Origin of the sequence: Micromonospora sp. WMMA2032 (genome assembly GCF_002688545.1) — a bacterium.
GTDB lineage: Bacteria > Actinomycetota > Actinomycetes > Mycobacteriales > Micromonosporaceae > Micromonospora > Micromonospora sediminicola.
The window spans coordinates 5,465,073-5,484,653 of the sequence record NZ_CP024052.1; the positions used below are offsets into that span (position 1 = coordinate 5,465,073).

General features: G+C 73.7%; 16 protein-coding genes. 6 read left to right on the forward strand and 10 right to left on the reverse strand.

Annotated elements, in window-relative coordinates; translation table 11 throughout:
- The first annotated feature begins 52 nt into the window (after nt 1–52).
- Nucleotides 53–1,534: a sugar transferase gene (locus tag CO540_RS25350; RefSeq protein ID WP_099163903.1), complete on the forward strand. Its 1,482-nt coding sequence runs from the start codon at nt 53–55 to the stop codon at nt 1,532–1,534.
- Between the two features lie 9 nt (nt 1,535–1,543).
- On the opposite strand, the gene CO540_RS25355 is transcribed toward CO540_RS25350, so the two are convergent.
- On the reverse strand, nt 1,544–2,674 hold the full coding sequence (locus CO540_RS25355) for a PP2C family protein-serine/threonine phosphatase (RefSeq protein ID WP_099163904.1): 1,131 nt from the start codon (nt 2,672–2,674) through the stop codon (nt 1,544–1,546).
- A 95-nt stretch (nt 2,675–2,769) separates the two neighbouring features.
- Between CO540_RS25355 and CO540_RS25360 the strand changes: the two genes are divergently transcribed.
- Complete coding sequence (locus tag CO540_RS25360) at nt 2,770–3,348, forward strand: MarR family winged helix-turn-helix transcriptional regulator (protein WP_253866184.1); 579 nt, start codon at nt 2,770–2,772, stop codon at nt 3,346–3,348.
- A gap of 31 nt (nt 3,349–3,379) precedes the next feature.
- On the opposite strand, the gene CO540_RS25365 is transcribed toward CO540_RS25360, so the two are convergent.
- From CO540_RS25365 to CO540_RS25375, 3 genes are all read right to left on the reverse strand, one after another.
- The gene (locus tag CO540_RS25365; protein ID WP_099163905.1) at nt 3,380–4,375 is read right to left on the reverse strand and encodes a B12-binding domain-containing protein; all 996 of its coding nucleotides are present in this window, start codon (nt 4,373–4,375) and stop codon (nt 3,380–3,382) included.
- A complete protein-coding gene (locus CO540_RS25370; protein WP_253866186.1) occupies nt 4,372–5,967 on the reverse strand; it encodes a PP2C family protein-serine/threonine phosphatase in 1,596 nt (531 codons plus the stop codon). Before CO540_RS25370 ends, CO540_RS25365 begins: the two co-directional genes overlap by 4 nt.
- Nucleotides 5,968–6,177: 210 nt before the next feature.
- A complete protein-coding gene (locus CO540_RS25375) occupies nt 6,178–7,437 on the reverse strand; it encodes an ROK family protein (RefSeq protein ID WP_099163906.1) in 1,260 nt (419 codons plus the stop codon).
- A 52-nt stretch (nt 7,438–7,489) separates the two neighbouring features.
- On the opposite strand from CO540_RS25375, the gene xylA reads away from it, so the two are divergent.
- The 3 genes from xylA to CO540_RS25390 all read left to right on the forward strand — a co-directional run bounded on the left by xylA (nt 7,490) and on the right by CO540_RS25390 (nt 11,687).
- Nucleotides 7,490–8,677 carry a xylose isomerase gene (gene xylA, locus CO540_RS25380; RefSeq protein WP_091571451.1) on the forward strand — a complete coding sequence of 396 codons (1,188 nt, stop codon included), beginning with the start codon at nt 7,490–7,492 and terminating at the stop codon, nt 8,675–8,677.
- 11 nt (nt 8,678–8,688) lie between these two features.
- Nucleotides 8,689–10,146, forward strand: a complete 1,458-nt coding sequence (gene xylB / locus CO540_RS25385) for a xylulokinase (protein ID WP_099163907.1) — start codon at nt 8,689–8,691, stop codon at nt 10,144–10,146.
- A gap of 110 nt (nt 10,147–10,256) precedes the next feature.
- Nucleotides 10,257–11,687 (forward strand): MFS transporter, encoded by a 1,431-nt coding sequence (locus CO540_RS25390; protein WP_099163908.1) that lies wholly within the window; start codon nt 10,257–10,259, stop codon nt 11,685–11,687.
- A 59-nt stretch (nt 11,688–11,746) separates the two neighbouring features.
- On the opposite strand, the gene CO540_RS25395 is transcribed toward CO540_RS25390, so the two are convergent.
- The 5 genes from CO540_RS25395 to CO540_RS25415 form a co-directional block, all read right to left on the reverse strand.
- On the reverse strand, nt 11,747–13,387 hold the full coding sequence (locus tag CO540_RS25395; RefSeq protein ID WP_099163909.1) for an alpha-amylase family glycosyl hydrolase: 1,641 nt from the start codon (nt 13,385–13,387) through the stop codon (nt 11,747–11,749).
- A 40-nt stretch (nt 13,388–13,427) separates the two neighbouring features.
- The gene (locus tag CO540_RS25400) at nt 13,428–14,498 is read right to left on the reverse strand and encodes a LacI family DNA-binding transcriptional regulator (protein ID WP_099163910.1); all 1,071 of its coding nucleotides are present in this window, start codon (nt 14,496–14,498) and stop codon (nt 13,428–13,430) included.
- Between the two features lie 61 nt (nt 14,499–14,559).
- Complete coding sequence (locus CO540_RS25405) at nt 14,560–15,519, reverse strand: carbohydrate ABC transporter permease (RefSeq protein ID WP_091571470.1); 960 nt, start codon at nt 15,517–15,519, stop codon at nt 14,560–14,562.
- A 1-nt stretch (nt 15,520) separates the two neighbouring features.
- Nucleotides 15,521–16,570, reverse strand: coding sequence for a carbohydrate ABC transporter permease (locus tag CO540_RS25410; protein WP_091571473.1), 1,050 nt, complete (start codon nt 16,568–16,570; stop codon nt 15,521–15,523).
- Between the two features lie 73 nt (nt 16,571–16,643).
- Nucleotides 16,644–17,984, reverse strand: coding sequence for an ABC transporter substrate-binding protein (locus CO540_RS25415; protein ID WP_099163911.1), 1,341 nt, complete (start codon nt 17,982–17,984; stop codon nt 16,644–16,646).
- A gap of 240 nt (nt 17,985–18,224) precedes the next feature.
- On the opposite strand from CO540_RS25415, the gene CO540_RS25420 reads away from it, so the two are divergent.
- Complete coding sequence (locus tag CO540_RS25420; RefSeq protein WP_099163912.1) at nt 18,225–19,004, forward strand: M23 family metallopeptidase; 780 nt, start codon at nt 18,225–18,227, stop codon at nt 19,002–19,004.
- A gap of 43 nt (nt 19,005–19,047) precedes the next feature.
- On the opposite strand, the gene CO540_RS25425 is transcribed toward CO540_RS25420, so the two are convergent.
- The gene (locus CO540_RS25425; RefSeq protein ID WP_099163913.1) at nt 19,048–19,545 is read right to left on the reverse strand and encodes a TspO/MBR family protein; all 498 of its coding nucleotides are present in this window, start codon (nt 19,543–19,545) and stop codon (nt 19,048–19,050) included.
- Between the last annotated feature and the right edge of the window lie 36 nt (nt 19,546–19,581).

Genomic DNA, 19,581 nt, shown 5'->3' on the forward strand with positions numbered 1-19,581 from the left:
CCTCCGGAGCCGGGCGGGGGCGGGGCGGTCCTGAGCAGAGTGGGGAGGACCCGTGACCTCGGCGACGCTGTTGACCCCCGCCAGGACGTCGCGACCCGGCGGTGACCGCCCCGGTGCGACGACGCGAGCCGCGGAGCGGGCCTACATCCGGGTCCTGGTGGTGCTCGACACCGCCGTGCTCGCCGTGGCCATCCTGGTGGGTTACCTGGCCCGGTTCGGTGACGAGCAGCCGACCGGATCCGAGATCCCCTACGTGGTGGTCGCCCCGGCGCTCCTGCTGGTCTGGCTGGTCTCGCTCAAGGCCATGCGCTGCTACGACGACCAGGTGCTCGGCTACGGCGCGGACGAGTACCGACGGGTCAGCGCGGCAAGCCTGCGGCTCGCCGGCGGCATCGCCATCGCCGGGTACATCGCCGACGTCGGCGTGTCCCGCGGTTTCCTGGCGATCTCCTTCGCGGTCGGCACGATCGGGCTGGAGGCGGCCCGGTTCGCGGCCCGCAAGCGGCTGCACAAGGCCCGCTACCGGGGCGGCGGCTGGTCGCGCAAGGTGCTCGTGGTCGGCGACACCGCGCACGTGCTGGAGCTGGTGCACACGCTGCGCCGGGAGCCGTACGCCGGCTACCAGGTGGTCGGCGCCTGCATCCCGGACGCCCTGCTCGCCCCGGTGCCGCAGCGGCTGGGCGACGTGCCGGTGGTCGGGTCGTTCCGGGGCATCCCGGAGGCGGCCACCGCGATCGGCGCGGACACCGTGGCGGTCACCGCGTCCGGCGAGCTGACCGCGACCCGGCTGCGCCGCCTCGGCTGGCAGCTGGAGGGCACCGGGGTGGACCTGGTGGTGGCTCCGGCGCTGACCGACGTGGCCGGCCCCCGCATCCACACCCGCCCGGTCGCCGGCCTCCCGCTGATCCACGTCGAGGCGCCCGAGTTTCGCGGCGCCCGCAAGCTGGTCAAGGGATTCGTCGACCGGTCGATCTCGCTGATCGCCCTGCTCCTGCTCTCGCCGCTGCTGGCGGTGATCGCGCTGGCCATCAAGGTCGACAGTCGGGGTCCGGTGCTGTTCCGCCAGACCCGGGTCGGCCAGGGCGGCGAGGAGTTCGGCGTCTTCAAGTTCCGCACCATGGTGGTCAACGCCGACGCCCTGCTCGCCGAGCTGGCCGCACGCAACGAGACCGACGGCCTGATGTTCAAGATGCGCGACGATCCGCGCGTCACCAGGGTGGGCCGGCTGCTGCGCAAGTGGTCGCTGGACGAGCTGCCCCAGCTCGCCAACGTCCTGCTCGGGCAGATGAGCCTGGTCGGCCCGCGCCCGCCGCTGCCCTCCGAGGTGGCCCGCTACGACGGCGACGTGGCCCGCCGACTGCTGGTCAAGCCCGGCATGACCGGCCTCTGGCAGGTCAGCGGCCGATCCGACCTGAGCTGGGAGGACGGCATCCGGCTCGACCTCTACTACGTGGAGAACTGGTCGCTCGCGGCCGACCTGACCATCCTCTGGAAGACGTTCGGCGCCGTGCTCAACAGCCGCGGCGCGTACTGAGGCGGACCGTCAGGGCTGCGGGCCCAGCCAGTCCAGGCAGACCACCACCGCATCGTCGACCAGGTCGCCGGCCACGAACGCGCGCAGGTCGCCGATCAGCGACCGGACGGCGTCCAGCGCCTCCATCGGTCCGGTGCGGCGCAGGAACCGGTCCAGCGCCGCCTCGCCGTACCGGACCCGCTCGGCGGTCGCGTCGATCACCCCGTCGCTGACCACGAAGAGCCGGTCGCCGCGCTCCAGCTGGAACCGCTGCTCCCGGTAGTCGGTGGCCTCGAACATGCCGAGCGGGAACTGCTTGTCCAGCACCTGCTCGGCCACCACGCCGTCGCGCAGCCGGATCAGGCGGGGCGAGCCGGCGTCGACCGCGGTCAGCGCGCCGGTGGCCAGGTCCAGCTCCAGCAGGAGCACGGAGAGGTGCTGCGCGCCCCGATGCTGCGCGAAGATCGCCTGGTCGGCCAGGGCGGCCTGGTCGGCGAGGGAGATACCGGCCCGGCGGGCGTTGCGCAGCGCGTACGTGGCCAGCGAGGTGAGCAGCGCCGCCGCCACGCCCTCGCCGAAGCCGTTGAGCACCGCGAGCCAGAGCCGGTGGCCGTCGTCGGACCAGTCGAAACTGTCCCCACGCACCGCGTACGCCGGCTCCAGCTGCCCGGCGAGGCTGAACGAGGGCCGGATCCGGCTGCGCCCGGGCAGCAGCTCCCACTGCATCTCGGCGGCCAGGGTGAGCCGTCGGCTGCGGCGGGCGCCCAGGTAGATGTCGGTGGTCGAGGTGACGGCGGCCAGCTCGTGCCCGACCACGGTGGCGATGGTGTCCAGCTGCCGGAGGGCGTCCGGGTCGTCGGGCGCCGGTGAGATCCGCAGCACGCCCCGGCGCTCACCCCGCATCCCCACCGGGAACCAGCCGGTTCCGTCGACGACCACCGGCTCCTGGTGGTCGAAGGCGCGCCAGGCCGGGTGACCGGGGCCGGTGATCGGCTCACCGCCGCCCAGCGGCAGCAGTTCGGCGAGCCGGTAGTCGACCTGGTAGAGCTCGGTGCGGGTGATCCCGTACCGGCGGGCCAGTTCGGCGGCGAGCCGGTCCACGATGAGATCTGTCGGCGCATCCGTCACGATCTGACGCGCGCGAACCTCCGCTCCGCTCATCTTTGCTCCTTTGCACAGGTCGCCGGGCTGGTCCGGGGAGTAGTCTCGGGCCCACCATGACCGAAGAGCGCGGTCCCCGGGGACCTGAAGCGAGTATGTCCGCCGCCCTGGACGAGGCGGCGGGCACCCTGCTGGCCGTCTGGGAGGCGGCGCGGGAGCGCACCACCAGCCGGCTCTCCGGAGCCCAGCTCCGCGCGGTCATGGTCATCGAGCAGTATGACGGGATCAACCTCCGTCGGCTCGCCACCCTGACCGACATGCTGCTCTCCTCCGCCAGCCGACTCTGCGACCGGTTGGTGGCGGCCGGGATGCTGGAGCGCGAGCCGGGCCGCTACGACCGCCGGGAGATCTCGCTGCACCTCACCCCGGCGGCCCGACGGCTCCTCGCCGAGCTGCGCACCGACCGGCGACACCGGCTGGCGCGGATCCTGGCCGGGATGAGCGTGGACGGCCGGGCGGCCCTGCTGCGCGGGATGCGCGAGTTCGACGAGGTCGGCCGGCGCGGTGAGGCCACCGTGGCCGAGGGCTGGCCGGTCCTGCAACCCTCCGGGGAGCGCATCGGGGACCCGTCGGCCGAGCCGACGCCGCCGGCGCCGGCCGCCGAACCCACCCCGCCTGCCCCGGCCGGCGAACCGCACCCGCCCGGTGAACCCCCGGTGGCCCGCACCGCCTGACCCGGCCCGGTCGACCACCGGGACCGCGCCCTCAGTCGAGGGCGACCGCGGCCCGGGCCGTGCGCAGCCGCGCGACCACCCGGGGATGCTCGGTCAGAGCCCGTTCCAGGGCACCGAGGACGTCGTCGAGCACCTCCCGCCCGCCCCGGGCGGTGAGCGCCTCCCCCTGCCACCGGACGAAGTCCAGCAGCAGCTGGTCGTCGTCCACCCGGACGGCCGCGACCAGCGCGTCCACCAGGTGCGCGAGTCCCGAGGCGACGTCCTCGGCGGTCTCCTCCGGCGGATCGACCACGCTCAGCGCGAGCCGGACCAGATCACGCCTGCGGTGCAGCACCGCCACGTACGCGTCGTCCGGCGGGGGCGGCGGGGCGCCGGTGTGCGCGCCGGCCGACAGCGGTCCGGACAGCAGCCGGACCGCGTCCCGGGCGCTGGCGCCCCAGGCCGCCGCGCCGATCGCCGTCGCCCACCGACCCTCCGGACCGAAGCCGGGACCGCCGGCCAGCACCGGCACCCCGGCCGTCCGGCTCGCCTCCACCATCCGCGCCGCCCGGACCAGCCGGTTGGGCTGCACACAGCTCAGCAGCACCGCGTCCGGGCCGGTCTGGTGCAGGTAGGAGACCAGGTGCCGGGCCGGCACGCTGGCGCCCAGGAAGGTGACCCGCCACCCGGCCGCCCGGACCACCTCGCTGACGATCCGCGCGGCCAGCGCGTGCCACTCGCCCTCGACGCAGGCCACCACCACGTGCCCGCGGCGCGGCGGGCCGACGGCCGCGCCCAGCGCGTCGACCACCAGTTCGCTGACGTGGGTCGCGGCGTGCTCCTGGGCGACGCTCCAGGAACCGGTGAGCCACCGCCGGCCGATCTCCCGCTGGGCGACCGCGACCAGGTCGACCAGGACGTCCGCGACCGAGCAGCCCTCGGCCAGCAGGCCCTGGGCGAGCGCGACCGCGCCGGCCCGGTCGGCCCGCTCCAGGTGGTCGAGGTACGCGGCGAGCGACTCCGGCCCGATCCGGCAGGCCGCACTCACGCGGCGGCCACGGCCAGCATGGCGATGTCGTCGTGCGGCTGCCCGTCGAGCCACTCGTCGACGAGCTGGAGGACCCGGTCGACCAGGGCCGCCGGCGGCAGCCCGGCGCCGGAGGCCAGCGCCTGGCGCAGCCGGGCCTCGCCGAACATGGCCACCTCGGTGGGGCCGCCCCGGGCCTCGGTCACCCCGTCGGTGTACGTCAGGAGCAGGTCGCCCGGGGCCAGCCGGATCTCCGCCTCGACGAACCGCGCGTCGGTCAGCGCCCCCACCGGCATGCCGCCGACGGGGGCCGTCTCGATCCCGCCGCCGGCCCGGACGACCAACGGCGCCGGATGGCCGCCGCCGGCCACCCGGACCAGCAGCCCGCCGTCCGGCTCCCGGGTCAGCGTGCCCAGCAGGAGCGTGGTGAACTGGGCCCGGCGGGCCGCGCCGGGCGCGTCCAGCAGGGCCCGGTTGAGCAGCTCCATCAGCTCCCGGGGCCGCTGTTCGACCAGGCGCAGCGTCTGCAACGACTGGCGGACCCGGCCGGTCAGCACGGCCGCGCCGACGCCCTTGCCGCAGACGTCGCCGAGCGCGAACAGGCCACCCGCGGGGGTGGGGAAGAGGTCGTAGAAGTCGCCGCCGATGCGCAGGCTGTCCCCGGCCGCCCGGTAACCGCCGGCCAGCGCCATCCCGGCCAGTCGGGGCAGCTCCGGCGGAAGCAGGCTGTTCTGCAGCACGCGGGCCAGGTGGGCCTGCTCGCCGTAGAGTTCGGCGGCGGCCAGCGCGGCGCCCGCCCGGGCGGCGAACTCCCGGGCCAGCGAGATCTCCCGCTGGTCGAAGCCGGGCCGCTCGGGGCGCCGGGCCAGGACGAGCGCGCCGGCCGGGCCGCCGGCGCTGGGCATCGGGCTGATCAGCACGGTGCCCGGCCGTCCGAAGCCCGCCGGCAGCACCTCGGCCAGGTCGGCCAGCTCCGCGTCCAGCCAGGGGCTGGGCTCGGTGAGGTCGCCCTCCAGCGCCTCGACCAGCCCGGGGACCGACTCCACCGTCCGCCAGCCGGCCACGCCGGTGACCGGGCCGGGGTCGCCGGTCGCGTACCGGATCCAGTGCGGCTCGTCCTCGGCCGGGGGCGGCGGGCGGTGCACCACCACGGCGACGTCGGCCAGGTAGGGCACCGGCAGGTCGACGGCGGTGCGCAGCGTCTGGTCACGGTGCAGGGAGAGCCCGAGGCGGCTGCCGGCCTGGGCGAGGAAGGCGGTCCGGGACCGCTCGGTGAGCAGCGCGTCGGTGCGCGCCTGCTCCTCGGTGACGTCCCGCACGTACCAGGCGCGGCGTTCCCCGGCGAGCCCGCGTCGTACGCCCCGCAGCCGCCGGCCGTGGTGCTCGGTCTCGAACGATTCGGCGCCGTCGCGGGTCGCCTCGGCCAGCCCGGGCACCGCGCAGCCGGCCAAATCCACGCCCGGCGTCAGCTCGGGGAGGAGTTCCGCCGCCATGGCGTTGACCAGGGCCACCTCGCCGGCGGCGTCGACGGTCACGACGGCCTCGGCCAGCCCGTCCAGCAGTTCCCGGGCGAGCTGGTCGTCGGCCGGCAGCGCGGCACCGACCCCGGCCACCCGCCGGGGTCGCTTCCTCCGGGCGTGTCCACCGCCGCTGACCGGCCCGGCGACACCGCCCCGGCGCGCGGCGGTCACCGCCGGTGGCCGGGCGCTTCGGTCGGTCGACCCGTGCGCATGCTGTCGGTGCACCCCTCACTCGCCGGACAGGTTGCCTGACGGCAAGCGTACCCAGCGGGCACGACGAATGCTTGTCGAGGACGGCCCCGGTCAGCCGCTCCGGGCCAGCCAGCCCACCGGTCGGTCGACGATCCGGCGGACCACCGAGGTGGCTCCGCCGACCGCGGCGGACTGGGCGCCGAGCACGGCGGGTCGCACCGTGACCGGGGACCAGGCGGCGGTGAGCACCCGACGGGAGACCTCCGCCGCCACCGGGGGACGCAGCCAGGGGGAGAGCGGGGCGTATCCGCCCCCGAGCACCACGGTGTCCAGGTCCAGCAGGTTCACCACGCCCGCCACCGCCACGCCGAGGGCGGTGCCGGCGTCGGCCAGGGCGGCCAGCGTGGCCGCGTCACCGGCCTCGGCCAGGTCGGCGAGGCGGGTGGCGGCGGTGTCCGCCGGCAGTTCGGCGCCGGGCAGCCCGGCGGCGGCCAGGATCGCCTCCTGGCCGGCGTACCGCTCCAGGCAGCCCCGGCCACCGCAGCGGCAGGGCCGCCCCTGCGGCTGCACCGGGAAGTGACCGATCTCTCCGCTCCAGCCGCGCGCCCCCCGGTAGAGCGCACCGTCCAGCACGATGCCGGCGCCGATGCCGATCTCACCGGTGACGTGCAGGAAGCTGCGCGGGCCGGCGGGGCCGGCGTACAGCTCGCCGAGCGCGGCGAGGTTGGCCTCGTTGTCGACCACCAGCGGCGGGACGCCGTCGACCGGCTCGGCGAGGGGCTGCCCGGCGAGCAGCGCCGGCACGTCCACGTCCCGCCAGCCCAGGTTCGGCGCCAGCCGGACCAGGCCGCCGTCGCCCACCAGGCCCGGCACGGCGAGCGCGGCGCCGGCCAGGGTCAACCCGTCGCGTACGGCGGCGGCACGCGCCTCGGCGGCCAGCGCGGCCAGCCGGGCGAGCGCGTCGGCGGGGGAGACCGGGCGCAGGTCGGCGCGGCGGACCAGGTGGTGCCGGACCGTGCCGGTCAGGTCGACCACGCAGGCCGCCAGGTAGTCGACGTTCACCTCCAGGCCCAGGCCGGCCGGGCCGTCGGCGGCGAGCACCAGGCCCCGGGCCGGCCGGCCCGCACCGGTGCGCGGCGGTGGCTCGGCCTCGGCGACCAGCCGCCCGGCGATCAGGTCGTCGACGACGGCGGAGACGGTGGCCCGGGTCAGCCCGGTCCCGGCGGCGAGGCCGGCCCGCGAGGGCGGTCGGTCGGCGGCGGCGATCCGCCGGAGCACCACCGCGAGATTCAGCTCACGCAGGCTGCCCTGCCGGACCGCTCCGGCGGTGCTGGCGCTGGTCACCACTTGACACTGCCACATCCCCGCCATTTAATTCAACCGCTGAACAAATCGCGGACGCCACCACCACCCGGAGGTTCCCATGGCACCCCGTCCCACCCCCGCGGACAAGTTCTCCTTCGGCCTCTGGACCGTGGGCTGGCCCGCCCGCGACCCGTTCGGCGACGCCACCCGGCCCGAGCTGGACGCCGTCGAGGCCGTGCACAAGCTCGCCGAGCTCGGCGCGTACGGGATCACGTTCCACGACGACGACCTGGTCCCGTTCGGCGCGGACGCGGCCACCCGCGACGCCCGGCTGAGCCGGTTCCGCAAGGCGCTCGACGAGACCGGCCTGGTCGTGCCGATGGTCACCACCAACCTGTTCAACCACCCGGTGTTCAAGGACGGCGGCTTCACCAGCAACGACCGCGACGTGCGCCGCTACGCGCTGCGCAAGGTGCTGCGCAACGTCGACCTCGCCGCCGAGCTGGGCGCGAAGACGTTCGTCATGTGGGGCGGGCGGGAAGGCGCCGAGTACGACGTGGCCAAGGACGTCCAGGCCGCGCTCGAGCGCTACCGGGAGGCCGTCGACCTGCTCTGCCAGTACGTCGTCGACAACGGCTACGACCTGCGCTTCGCGCTCGAACCCAAGCCGAACGAGCCGCGGGGCGACATCCTGCTCCCCACCGTCGGCCACGCGCTCGGCTTCATCTCCACCCTGGCCCGCCCGGAGATGGTCGGGCTCAACCCGGAGGTCGGCCACGAGCAGATGGCCGGGCTCAACTTCGCCCACGGCATCGCCCAGGCGCTCTGGCAGGGCAAGCTGTTCCACATCGACCTCAACGGCCAGCGCGGCATCAAGTACGACCAGGACCTGGTCTTCGGCCACGGCGACCTGCTCAACGCGTTCGCCCTGGTCGACCTGCTGGAGCACGGCGGCCCGAACGGCGGCCCGGCCTACGACGGCCCGCGCCACTTCGACTACAAGCCCTCCCGCACCGAGGACATGACCGGCGTGTGGGCCTCCGCCGAGGCGAACATGCGGACCTACCTGCTGCTCAAGGAGCGGGCCGCGGCGTTCCGCGCCGACCCGGAGGTCGCCGAGGCGCTCGCCGCCGCCCGGGTGGCCGAGCTGGCCACCCCGACGCTGAACCCCGGTGAGGGCTACGCCGAGCTGCTCGCCGACCGGACCGCGTTCGAGGAGTTCGACCCGGAGGCGGCCGGGGCGAAGGGCTTCGGCTTCGTCCGGCTCAACCAGCTCGCCGTCGAGCACGTGCTCGGCGCGCGCTGAGGCGGGCCGCCATGCCGCTCGTCGCGGGGGTCGACTCGTCGACCCAGTCCTGCAAGGTGGTGGTCCGGGACGCGGAGACCGGGGCGCTGGTCCGGCAGGGCCGGGCGCCCCACCCGGCCGGCACCGAGGTCGACCCCGCCGCCTGGTGGGACGCCCTGCGGGCGGCCGTCGCCGAGGCCGGCGGCCTGGCCGACGTGGCCGCCGTCTCGGTCGGCGGCCAGCAGCACGGCATGGTCTGCCTGGACGAGGCGGGCGAGGTGGTCCGCCCGGCGCTGCTGTGGAACGACACCCGCTCCGCCGACGCCGCCCGGGACCTCGTCGAGGAGGCCGGCGGCGGGGAGACCGGCCGCCGGTTCTGGGCCGAGGCCACCGGCGCGGTGCCGGTGGCCAGCTTCACCGCCACCAAGCTGCGCTGGCTGGCCCGGCACGAGCCGGCGAACGCCGACCGGGTGGCCGCGGTCTGCCTGCCGCACGACTGGCTCACCTGGCGGCTGGCCGGCGCTCCCGGCCTGGACGCGCTGCGCACCGACCGGGGCGACGCCAGCGGCACCGGCTACTGGTCGCCGCGCACCGGCGAATACCGGCTCGACCTGCTGGAGCAGGCCTTCGGCCGGCGCCCGCGGGTCCCGGTCGTGCTCGGTCCGGCCGAGGCGGCCGGACAGCTCGACCCGGCGACGCTCGGCGACGGGCCGACCGCCGCCGGTCCGGTCGGCGGCGCAGGGTCCGGCGCCGCCGGCCGGGTCCTCCTCGGGCCGGGCACCGGAGACAACGCGGCGGCGGCGCTCGGCGTCGGCGCCGGCCCGGGGGACGTGGTCGTCTCGATCGGCACCTCCGGCACGGTGTTCGCGGTGGCCGACGCGCCGGCCGCCGACGCCGCCGGCGCGGTGGCCGGGTTCGCCGACGCCACCGGGCGGTTCCTGCCGCTGGTCTGCACGTTGAACGCGGCCCGGGTGCTCGACGCCGCCGCGACGCTGCTCGGCGTCGACCTCGACACGCTCGGCGAGTTGGCGCTGGCCGCTCCACCGGGCGCGGACGGCCTGGTCCTGGTGCCGTACCTGGAGGGGGAACGGACGCCGGACCGCCCGCACGCCACCGGCGAGCTGCGCGGCCTGACGCTGGGCACGTCGACCCCGGCGCACCTGGCCCGGGCCGCCGTCGAGGGCATGCTCTGCGGGCTCGCCGACGGCCTCGACGCGCTGCTCGCCCAGGGCGCCCGCGCCGACCGGATCATCCTGGTCGGCGGTGGCGCCCGGTCCGCCGCGGTCCGCGCGATCGCGCCGCAGGTCTTCGGCCGCCCGGTGGTGGTCCCGCCGCCCGGTGAGTACGTGGCCGACGGCGCGGCCCGCCAGGCCGCGTGGGTCGCGCTCGGCGGCGACGCCCCGCCGGCCTGGTCGATCGGCGACACCGAGGAGTACACGGCCGAGCCGGTGCCCGCCATCCGCGAGCGCTACGCCCGCGCCCGAGGGTAAGGAAGGGCCCCTTCTTAACGCCTCCGGTAGAGGAGGGGCCCCTTTTTAACACGCGCGGCAGGCCGGGGGCGGTGTCCCGGATCCGGCGCGTACCTGGTTGGCTGCCCTGCATGAGGGGCACCAGGATCTCCCGGCGCGGGAACGCGGCGCACCGGTACTACAGCGTCGTCGTCTTCGTGGTGCTCGCCTCGCTGGACAACGTGGCGATCGGTCTCGTGCCGCCGCTGTACGGGCCGATCTCCGAGGCGTTCGACGTACCCCAGCGGATGCTCGGCCTGGTCACCGCGGTCAGCTTCCTGGTCAGCGCGGTGGCCGCGGTGGGCTGGGCGTACGTCGGCGACCGGAGCAACCGCAAGCCGTTGCTGATGGTCGGCACGCTGGTCTGGGCGGCCGGCACCGGCGGCAGCGCGCTGGCCGGGCAGTACTCGATGTTCCTGGCCGCCCAGCTCGTCGCCGCGGTCGGGCTGGGCGCTGTCGGCTCGGTCGGCTTCTCCGTGGTCACCGACCTGATCTCGCCGCGCCGCCGCGGCCTGGTGATGAGCTTCTGGGGCCTGTCCCAGGGCGTCGGCACGCTGGCCGGCACGCTCACCGGCGGCCTGCTCGGCGCGACCGACTGGCGGCGGCCGTTCCTGCTGCTGACCGTCGTCGGCCTGGCCGCCACCGCGGCGTACCTGTTCACGTACGACATCCGGCGCGGGCAGAGCGAGCCGGAACTGGCCGAGGCGCTCGACGCCGGCGGCGAGTACGACTATCGGATCAGCCGCGCCGACCTGCCCCGGATCCTGGCCCGGCGGACCAACCGGTGGCTGATCCTGCAGGGGCTGACCGCCCAGGCCGCGTTCGGCTCGCTGGTCTGGCTGCCGAACCTGTTCCGCGAGCGAGCCGAGGCGCAGGGCTACTCCGAGGCCACTGCCGTCGTGGTGGGCAGCGTCTTCGCCACCCTATTCCAGCTCGGTGGCGCGCTGTCGATCGTGGGCGGGCTGGTCGGCGACGCGCTGCAACGGCGTACGCCGAGCGGCCGGGCAACGGTGGCGGCCGTGGGCGTCCTCGCGGCCGTGCCGTTCTACCTGGTGCTGTTCTTCGTGCCGATGCGTATCGACGTGCCCGACGGCGGCGGCTCCGGCGCGGTGGTGGCGGCGGTGCTGTCCAGTGTGCTGACCGAGCCGACGGTCGGGCTGAGCCTGCTCACCGCCGTGGTGGCGCTGGCGCTCACCTCGGCCAACTCGCCCAACTGGTTCGCGCTGATCGCCGACGTCAACCCGCCCGAGCACCGGGGCACGGTCTACAGCCTGGGCAACCTGGTCAACGGCGTGGGACGGGCGGCCGGCAACGGGGTGGTCGGGCTGGTGTTCGGCGGGCTGCGGCTGGTGTTCCCGCCGCCGCTGAACTACGCCGTCGGGCTGGCCGCGTTCCAGCTCTTCTTCATCCCCACCGGCATCATGTACTGGCTCGCCGCCCGCACGTCACCCCGGGACATCGCGCAGGTCGACGCGCTCCTGCACACCCGCGCCGACCGCCTGGAAGGAAGGGCCCCTTCTTAACGGGTGAGTGTTAAGAAGGGGCCCTTCCTATACCGGAGGCGTTAACAGGGGGCCCTTCCTTACATCCACCACACGGTGACGTCGGTGGGGACCGTGTCGCCGTCCAACGGGGCGCTGGACGCCAGCACCGAGGCGCCGGCCGGCAGCGGCACCGCCGCCGCGCCGAAGTTGGTCAGCACGGTGAGGTCACCGTTGGTGAACGTCAGCACCTCGTCACCGGAGGACAGGAACCGCAGCGGGCCCCGTGCCAGCGCGTGCTCGCGGCGCAACCGCAGCGCCGTGCGGTACAGCTCGTACGTCGAGCCGGGCACGCCGCGCTGCCGGTCCAGCGCGTACTCGGCCCACATCGGCGGCTGGGGCAGCCAGCTCGCGTCCGTCGGCCCGAAGCCGTACGACGGGGCGTCGGCCTCCCACGGGATCGGCACCCGGCAGCCGTCGCGGCCGCGCTGGGTGTGCCCGCTGCGGGCCCAGGTGGGGTCCTGCCGGGCCTCGTCGGGCAGCGTGGTGTGCTCCGGCAACCCCAGCTCCTCGCCCTGGTAGAGGTAGGCCGAGCCGGGCAGCGCGAGCATGAGCAGGCTGGCCGCCCGGGCCCGGCGCAGGCCGAGCGCCACGTCGGGCTGCGGGTCGTCGACGCCGATGCCGTTCATCCGGCCGCCGGCGGTGGTCAGCCCGAGCCGGGAGGCGTGCCGGACCACGTCGTGGTTGGACAGCACCCACGTGGTCGGGGCGCCCACCGAGTCGGTGGCCTCCAGGGAGCGGGTGATCACCGCGTACTGGGCCGGGGCGGTCCAGGCGGCCATCAGGTATTCGAAGTTGAACGCCTGGTGCATCTCGTCCGGCCGGACGTAGCGGGCCAGCCGCTCGGCCGGCTCCACCCACGCCTCGGCGACCAGGACCCGCTCCCCGGCGTACGAGTCGAGCAGCCGGCGCCACTCCCGGTAGATCTCGTGCACGCCGTCCTGGTCCCACATCGGCGGCCGGGGCTTGTCCACCTCGCTGCCGGAGAGGATCTCCTGCGGTTCCTGCCAGTCGGCCAGGTCGGCCTGCTTGATCAGGCCGTGCGCGACGTCCACCCGGAACCCGTCCACGCCCCGGTCGAGCCAGAAGCGCAGGACGCCGAGGAACTCCTCGCGCACCTCCGGGTTGTCCCAGTTGAGGTCGGGCTGGCCGGGGTCGAACAGGTGCAGGTACCACTGCCCGTCCGGCAGCCGGGTCCAGGCCGGTCCGCCGAACACGCTCTCCCAGTCGTTCGGGGCCTCGGCGCCGTCCGGGCCCTTGCCGTCCCGGATGACGTAGCGCTGCCGCTCCGGGCTGCCCGGCGCCGCCGCCACGGCGGCGGTGAACCAGCGGTGCGCGGAGGAGGTGTGGTTGGGCACCAGGTCGACGATCACCCGCAGGCCGCGTGCCTTCGCCTCGGTGATCAGCTTGTCGGCGTCGGCGAGCGTGCCGAAGAGCGGGTCGACGTCCCGGTAGTCGGCCACGTCGTAACCGGCGTCGGCCTGCGGGGACGGATAGAACGGGGACAGCCAGAGCGCGTCGACGCCCAGCTCGGCGAGGTGGTCGAGGCGGGCCGTGATGCCCGGCAGGTCGCCGATGCCGTCGCCGTCGGAGTCGGCGAACGAGCGCGGGTAGACCTGGTAGATGACCGCCTCGGTCCACCAGCCGGTGGCCGGGCTCTGCTGCGTCGCGTCGGTGTTCAGCGCCTTCTCCCTGTCGTGCGTGCGGGGCGAACGGGTCCGTTCAGTGTGCCCGGGGCGGCGCGGTCGACTCCCGCACCACCAGGCGAGTGGGGAGGATCACCGACGACGGCGTCCCCCCGTCGGTGTCGGCGTCGCGCGGGGCCGGCACCAGACCGGCGTACGGCTCCGCGACCCGGGCGCCCAGCGGGTCGAGCAGGATGCGCGCGGCGAGCAGTCCCTGCTCGGCGGCGGGCTGGGCGATCGTGCTCAGCCCGAGCACCCCGGCCAGGTCGTGGTCGTCGATGCCGATCACGCTGACGTCCTGCGGGACCCGGAGTCCGGCGTCGCGCAGCGCGGTGACCGCGCCCATCGCCATCTCGTCGCAGGCGGCGAAGATGGCGGTCGGCGGTTCGCCCCGGGCGAGCAGCTCGGCGGTCGCCCGGGTGCCGCCGTCGATGGTGAAGCGGGACTCGACGTCGAGGCTCGGGTCGGGGCGGATGCCGGCCCCACGCAGCGCTTCCTGGTAGCCGCGCCGCCGATCGAGGTGGGTGGTGAAGGCCAGTTCGTCGTCGGGGTCGCCGGAGATGTGCGCGATCCGGGTGTGGCCGAGGTCGAGCAGGTGGCGGGTGGCGGTCCGGGCGGCGGCCACGTCGTCGATGCGGACGCAGGGCCAGCCGGGCACACCGCTGCCGGAGCTGATCGTCACCCCGGGCAGGTCCAGCTTGGTCAGCGCGTGCACGTCGGCCGCGCGCAGCGGGGTGGCGACCAGCATGATCGCGTCCACCCGCTTGTGCAGGCCGGCCGGGCGGAGCACCCGCTGGCGGGTCTGCTCCCGGCCGCCGAGGTTGTAGAGCAGCAGGTCGTAGCCGTTCTGCTGGAGGTAGTCCTCGACCGCCTCGACCACGGTGCCGAAGAACCAGCGGGTGATCCGGGGGACCACCACGGCGACGGTGCCGGTCCGGCCGCCGGCCAGTCGGGAGGCGCTCGGCGAGACCGCGTACTGGAGCTGCTCGGCGGCGGCGAGGACCCGCCGGCGGGTGGCGGCGGAGACCGTCGGCAGCCCGCGCAGCGCCCGGGAGACGGTGGCCGTGGAGACCCCGGCCAGGCGGGCGACGTCGTCAATCTTGGTCATCGTGGCTCCCCGCTGCGACCCGTGTCCCGCCGCCGCCGGCCGGCGGCGGCGGGACGACGGATCAACCCTTGACGCTGCCGGCGAGCAGGCCCCGCACGAAGTAGCGCTGGAGGGACAGGAACACCAGCAGCGGTACGACGATCGAGACGAACGCGCCGGCGGTGAGCCGTTGCCACTCGTTGCCCCGCGTGCCGGCCAGCTCGGCGAGCCGGACCGTCAGCGGGGCGGTCTCGTCGCCGCCCCCGGCGAAGATCAGCGCGACCAGCAGGTCGTTCCAGACCCAGAGGAACTGGAAGATGCCGATCGCCGCGAGCGCGGGCGTGATCAGCGGCAGCACGATGGTCCGGAAGATCTTCGGGTGGGTGGCGCCGTCGACCCGGGCCGCCTCCATCAGGTCGCCGGGGAGCTGCGAGATGAAGTTGTGCAGCAGGTAGACGGCGAACGGGAGCGCGAAGCAGGTGTGTGCGAACCACACCTGCGCGAACTTCTGCTCGTCGACCAGGTCCCACGCGGGGAGGATCTGGACCCCGCCGAGGGTGACGCCGGTGGAGAAGAACCTCAGCAGCGGCACGAGGGCCATCTGCAGCGGCACGATCTGCAGCGCGAAGATCCCGATGTAGAGCCAGTCCCGGCCCTTGAAGTTGATCCAGGCCAGCGCGTACGCGGCCAGCGAGGCGAACGCGATCGGGAAGAGCACCGACGGGATGGTGATCGCCAGTGAGTTGATGAAGTAGCTGGCGAGCTGCCCCGACGAGCCGGTGCTGAACAGCACGTCCTGGTAGTTCTGCAGGGTGAACTGCGGGTCGCGGAAGAACGTCCACCAGCCGGTGGTCTTGATCTGGTCCTCCGGCCGGAACGAGGAGATGAACAGGCCGAAGGTCGGGATCGTCCAGAGCAGCGCGAGCACGATCGAGACCAGGGTGGCGGTGCGGCTGTTGAGCCGCTTGCGGACCCGGGCGGCCCGGGTGAGCGGCGCCGGGGGTTGGACGCCGGCTCCGACGGTGGGCGTGGCGGTGGTCATCTCAGCCCTCCCGCTGCTTGCGCAGGTTGCGGATCTGGTAGATCACGAGCGGCAGGACCAGGACGAACAGGAAGACCGCGAGCGCCGAGCCCTGCCCGTTCTCGCCGTACCGGAACGCCTGGTTGTACATCTCGGTCGCGATCACGTTGGTGTCGTAGTTGCCGTTGGTGGCGGTCCGGACGATGTCGAAGACCTTGAGCGTGGCGATGGAGATCGTCACCACCACCACGATCAGCGCGGGCCGGATGCTCGGCATGGTGATCCGCCAGAACATCTGCCAGGCGGTGGTGCCGTCCAGCCGGGCCGCCTCGATGATGTCCGCCGGGATGGCCTTGATGGCCGCGGAGAGCACCACCATGGCGAAGCCGGCCTGGATCCACACCATGATCACGATCAGCAGGAGCGTGTTCAGCGGCGAGTCGAGCAACCACTGCTTCGGCTCGCCGCCGAGGCTGACCACGATCTGGTTGAGCAGGCCGATCTGCTCCTGCCCGTCGCCCCGGAAGGCGTAGATGAACCGCCAGATGATGGCGGCGCCGACGAACGAGATCGCCATCGGCAGGAAGATCAGCGACTTGGCCGCCGACTCGAACCGGGCCTTGTCCACCAGGACGGCGTAGACCAGGCCGAACGCGCTGGCCACCAGCGGGACCAGCAGCACCCAGACCAGGGTGTTGAGCAGGACCCGGAAGATCGAGTCCTCGGAGAACATCCAGCCGTAGTTGTCCAGCCCCACCCAGTCGGTGCTGCGCGCGTCCATGAAGGAGAGCAGCGTGGTGCGGATGGCCGGCACCACCAGACCGATGGTCAGGAACAGCAGCGTCGGCAGCAGGAAGAAGAACGCGAACAGGCCCTCACGCTGCTTGCGCCGGCGCGGCGGCGGACCGCCGGCCGTCACGGCCGCGACCAGCTGCGCCTCCCGGCGCCGGGCGAACCAGGCCGGCACCACGTCGAGGAGCAGGAGCAGGCCGCCCACCACCGCGACGAAAGCGATCAGCCCGTACATCAGCATGAGGAACTTCGGCTGTTCCGCCGCGAAGTCGAACTCCATCAACCCTCCCTCAAGGGTTCGGATGCCTCGAGGGTGGCCCGGTCCGCGTCGCGGACCGGGCCACCCTCTCAGATCACTTCCAGCTGCCCTCGATGTCGTTCAGGACGCTCGTGGTGTCCTTGCCGTTGATCCAGGCGACCATGCCCTTCCAGAAGGTGCCCGCGCCGACCGCGGCCGGCATCAGGTCCGAGCCGTCGAAGCGGAAGACGGTCTTCTCGTCCTGCAGGATGCCCACGGAGAGCTTGTCCACCGGGTTCGGGACGTTGTTGAGGTCCAGCTTCTTGTTCGCGGACACCCAGTCACCGATCTTGGCGCGGCTGTTGGCGTACTCGCCGGAGGCCAGGTAGGTCTGCACCGCCTGGACCTCGGGACGGTCGGCGAAGGCCGCGACGAACTCGCCGCCACCCAGCACCGGCTTGCCCTTGGCCGGGTCGATCGCCGGGAAGTAGAACGCGAAGACGTCGCCGTCCTCGGCCACCTTGGTGCCCTGCGGCCACTGGTTGGCGTAGAAGGACGCCTGGCGGTGCAGCGCGCACTTGCCGGAGGTGATCGGCGTGCCGGCCTCCTGGAACGCGGTGGTGGCGATGCTCTTCACGCCGCCGAAGCCGCCGTTGACGTACTTCTCGTTCTTCAGGATGGTGCCGGCCTGGTTGACGGCCGTGGCGACCTGCGGGTCGTTGAACGGGATGCCGTGGGTGGTCCACTGGTCGTAGACCTCGGGGCCCGCGGTACGCAGCAGGACGTCCTCGATCCAGTCGGTGGCCGGCCAGCCGGTGGCGTCACCGGACTCGATGCCGGCGCACCACGGCTTGGTGCCGCTCGCCGCGATCTTGTCGCTGAGGTCGATCAGCTCCTGCCAGGTGGTCGGGACCGACCAGCCCTTCTCCTTGAAGGTCTTCGGCGAGTACCACACGAAGGACTTCACGTTGGAGCCCAGCGGGGCGCCGTAGAACTGGCCGTTGACGGTGCTGTACTTCAGCCAGTCGGGGGAGTAGTTCTGCTCGGCCATGGCCTTGGTGTCGGCGCCGGCCGGCTTGAGCTTGCCCGAGTCGACGAAGCGCTTCAGCAGACCCGGCTGCGGGATGAAGGCGATGTCGGGGGCGTTGCCGCCGTCCACCCGGACGGGGAGCTGGGCCTCGAACTCGCCCGAGCCCTCGTGGTCGATCTCGATGCCGGTGCAGTCCTCGAACTGCTTCCAGGACTGGTCCAGCCGGTCGGCCTCGATGTCACGGATCGAGGAGTAGATCGTGACCTTCTTGCCGTCGTTGCCCTGGTACTTCTCGTATGCCGCGCACTCGGGCGAGCTCGCGTTGTCGCTCTTCTTGTCGTTGCCGGTGCCGCAGGCGGCGACGCCGAGCGCCAGCCCCAGCACGCCGGTGACCGCGAGAGCCTGGCGTGATCTGGCAAACGCCATGCCGATCTCCTTCCTTGCCGGCGCGTGGGGGGAAATCGAACCCGCGCCGGTCCGATGGTCGTCCCCACATGTAAGCGCTTGCATCGCGTCCGGTCCACCCCCCTGCCGGACACGGCCCGGTAACAATCCCGAAACCCTCGCCAGCGGCCGTGGGTGCGCTCCCACGAATCTTCCGTTCGATGGAACTTTCTGTCACGCTGTCCGCATCAGATTGAAGACTTTCAACATAGGAGGCAGTGGATGCGTAAGCGGTGGCTCAGTCTCGCGTCCGGGGTGGCGGTCCTGGCGGCGGCGGTCCTGGTCCCGGCGGCGCCCGCCCTGGCCGCGCCGACCTTCAAGGTCCCGTTCCCGTGCAACCAGTCCTGGTCCGGCCAGACGCGGACCAATCACAGTCCGGCGAACGCCATCGACTTCAACCGCGCCGACGACCTCGGCGACCCGGTGGTGGCCAGCGCGCCCGGCACGGTCGACGTGGTGACGAACCTCGGCGACACGAGCTACGGCAAGTACGTCCGGATCAACCACGGCGGTGGCTGGACCACCTACTACGCGCACCTGAACGCCTTCAACGTCTCGGTCGGGCAGACCGTCGGGTACGGCCGGGTGATCGGCTACGTCGGCACCACCGGCGGGTCGACCGGCCCGCACCTGCACTACGAGCAGCGCTCGAGCGGCAGCGCCGTAAAGATCAAGTTCAACGGCGCCCAGGCCCTCTACTGGGGCACGAAGACCTACACCAGCGACAACGGCTGCGCCGGGGCGGACACCGGCGCGGGCACGGTCAACACCGCGGGCGCCGCGCTCACGGTCCGGTCCGGTCCGGGCACCGGCTACAGCGCGGTCGGCACGGTGGCCGACGGCGCCGGGGTGACGATCTACTGCCAGACCAGCGGCACCAGCGTCACCGGCACCTACGGCACCAGCTCGATCTGGGACCGGATCGGCTCCGGGCGGTTCATCTCCGACGCCTACGTCTACACCGGCTACGACGGCTACATCCCCGGCGTGCCCCGCTGCTGACCCCGGCGGGCGCGGGGACGACCGGTCCCCGCGCCCGCACCGGTCAGGAGTTCAGCCGCCAGATGGCGAAGTTGAGCGCGGCGGCGAACGTGACCCAGGCCCAGTAGGGCAGCATCAGCAGCGTCGCGGGCCGGGAGACGCGCCGGAACAGGGCCACGGTCACGCCGATGGCCAGCCACATCACCACGATCTCGGCGAAGGCCAGCCCGTACCGGCCCTCGCCGAAGAACAGCGGCGTCCAGATCGCGTTGAGCACGAGCTGCGCGACCCAGGCTCCGAGCGCGGGGCCGAACCCGACCCGGCGCCAGACCAGCCAGCCGGCGATCGCGATCAACGCGTACAGCACCGTCCAGACCGGGCCGAACAGCCAGGAGGGCGGCGCCCAGGCGGGCTGCTCCAGGCTCTGGTATTCCGCGGAGGTGCCCCGGACGCCCAGCCCGCCGATGGCGGCGGCGGCGAACGTGGCGGCGCCGAAGCCGAGCAGGGCCCACCACTTCCGGACCCCGGCGGTGCGCCGCCCGGCGCTCTGAGTTGTCTCCATGGTCGAGATGATTGCCGTTCCGCGCCGGGGACAAAC

Excerpts from the sequence above, each read along its gene's own strand:
- CO540_RS25355 (WP_099163904.1), bottom strand. The coding sequence starts at position 2,674 with ATGAGCGGAGCGGAGGTTCGCGCGCGTCAGATCGTGACGGATGCGCCG.
- CO540_RS25360 (WP_253866184.1), top strand. The coding sequence starts at position 2,770 with ATGTCCGCCGCCCTGGACGAGGCGGCGGGCACCCTGCTGGCCGTCTGG.
- CO540_RS25375 (WP_099163906.1), bottom strand. The coding sequence starts at position 7,437 with ATGGCGGGGATGTGGCAGTGTCAAGTGGTGACCAGCGCCAGCACCGCC.
- xylA (WP_091571451.1), top strand. The coding sequence starts at position 7,490 with ATGGCACCCCGTCCCACCCCCGCGGACAAGTTCTCCTTCGGCCTCTGG.
- xylB (WP_099163907.1), top strand. The coding sequence starts at position 8,689 with ATGCCGCTCGTCGCGGGGGTCGACTCGTCGACCCAGTCCTGCAAGGTG.
- CO540_RS25390 (WP_099163908.1), top strand. The coding sequence starts at position 10,257 with ATGAGGGGCACCAGGATCTCCCGGCGCGGGAACGCGGCGCACCGGTAC.
- CO540_RS25400 (WP_099163910.1), bottom strand. The coding sequence starts at position 14,498 with ATGACCAAGATTGACGACGTCGCCCGCCTGGCCGGGGTCTCCACGGCC.
- CO540_RS25405 (WP_091571470.1), bottom strand. The coding sequence starts at position 15,519 with ATGACCACCGCCACGCCCACCGTCGGAGCCGGCGTCCAACCCCCGGCG.
- CO540_RS25410 (WP_091571473.1), bottom strand. The coding sequence starts at position 16,570 with ATGGAGTTCGACTTCGCGGCGGAACAGCCGAAGTTCCTCATGCTGATG.
- CO540_RS25415 (WP_099163911.1), bottom strand. The coding sequence starts at position 17,984 with ATGGCGTTTGCCAGATCACGCCAGGCTCTCGCGGTCACCGGCGTGCTG.
- CO540_RS25420 (WP_099163912.1), top strand. The coding sequence starts at position 18,225 with ATGCGTAAGCGGTGGCTCAGTCTCGCGTCCGGGGTGGCGGTCCTGGCG.
- CO540_RS25425 (WP_099163913.1), bottom strand. The coding sequence starts at position 19,545 with ATGGAGACAACTCAGAGCGCCGGGCGGCGCACCGCCGGGGTCCGGAAG.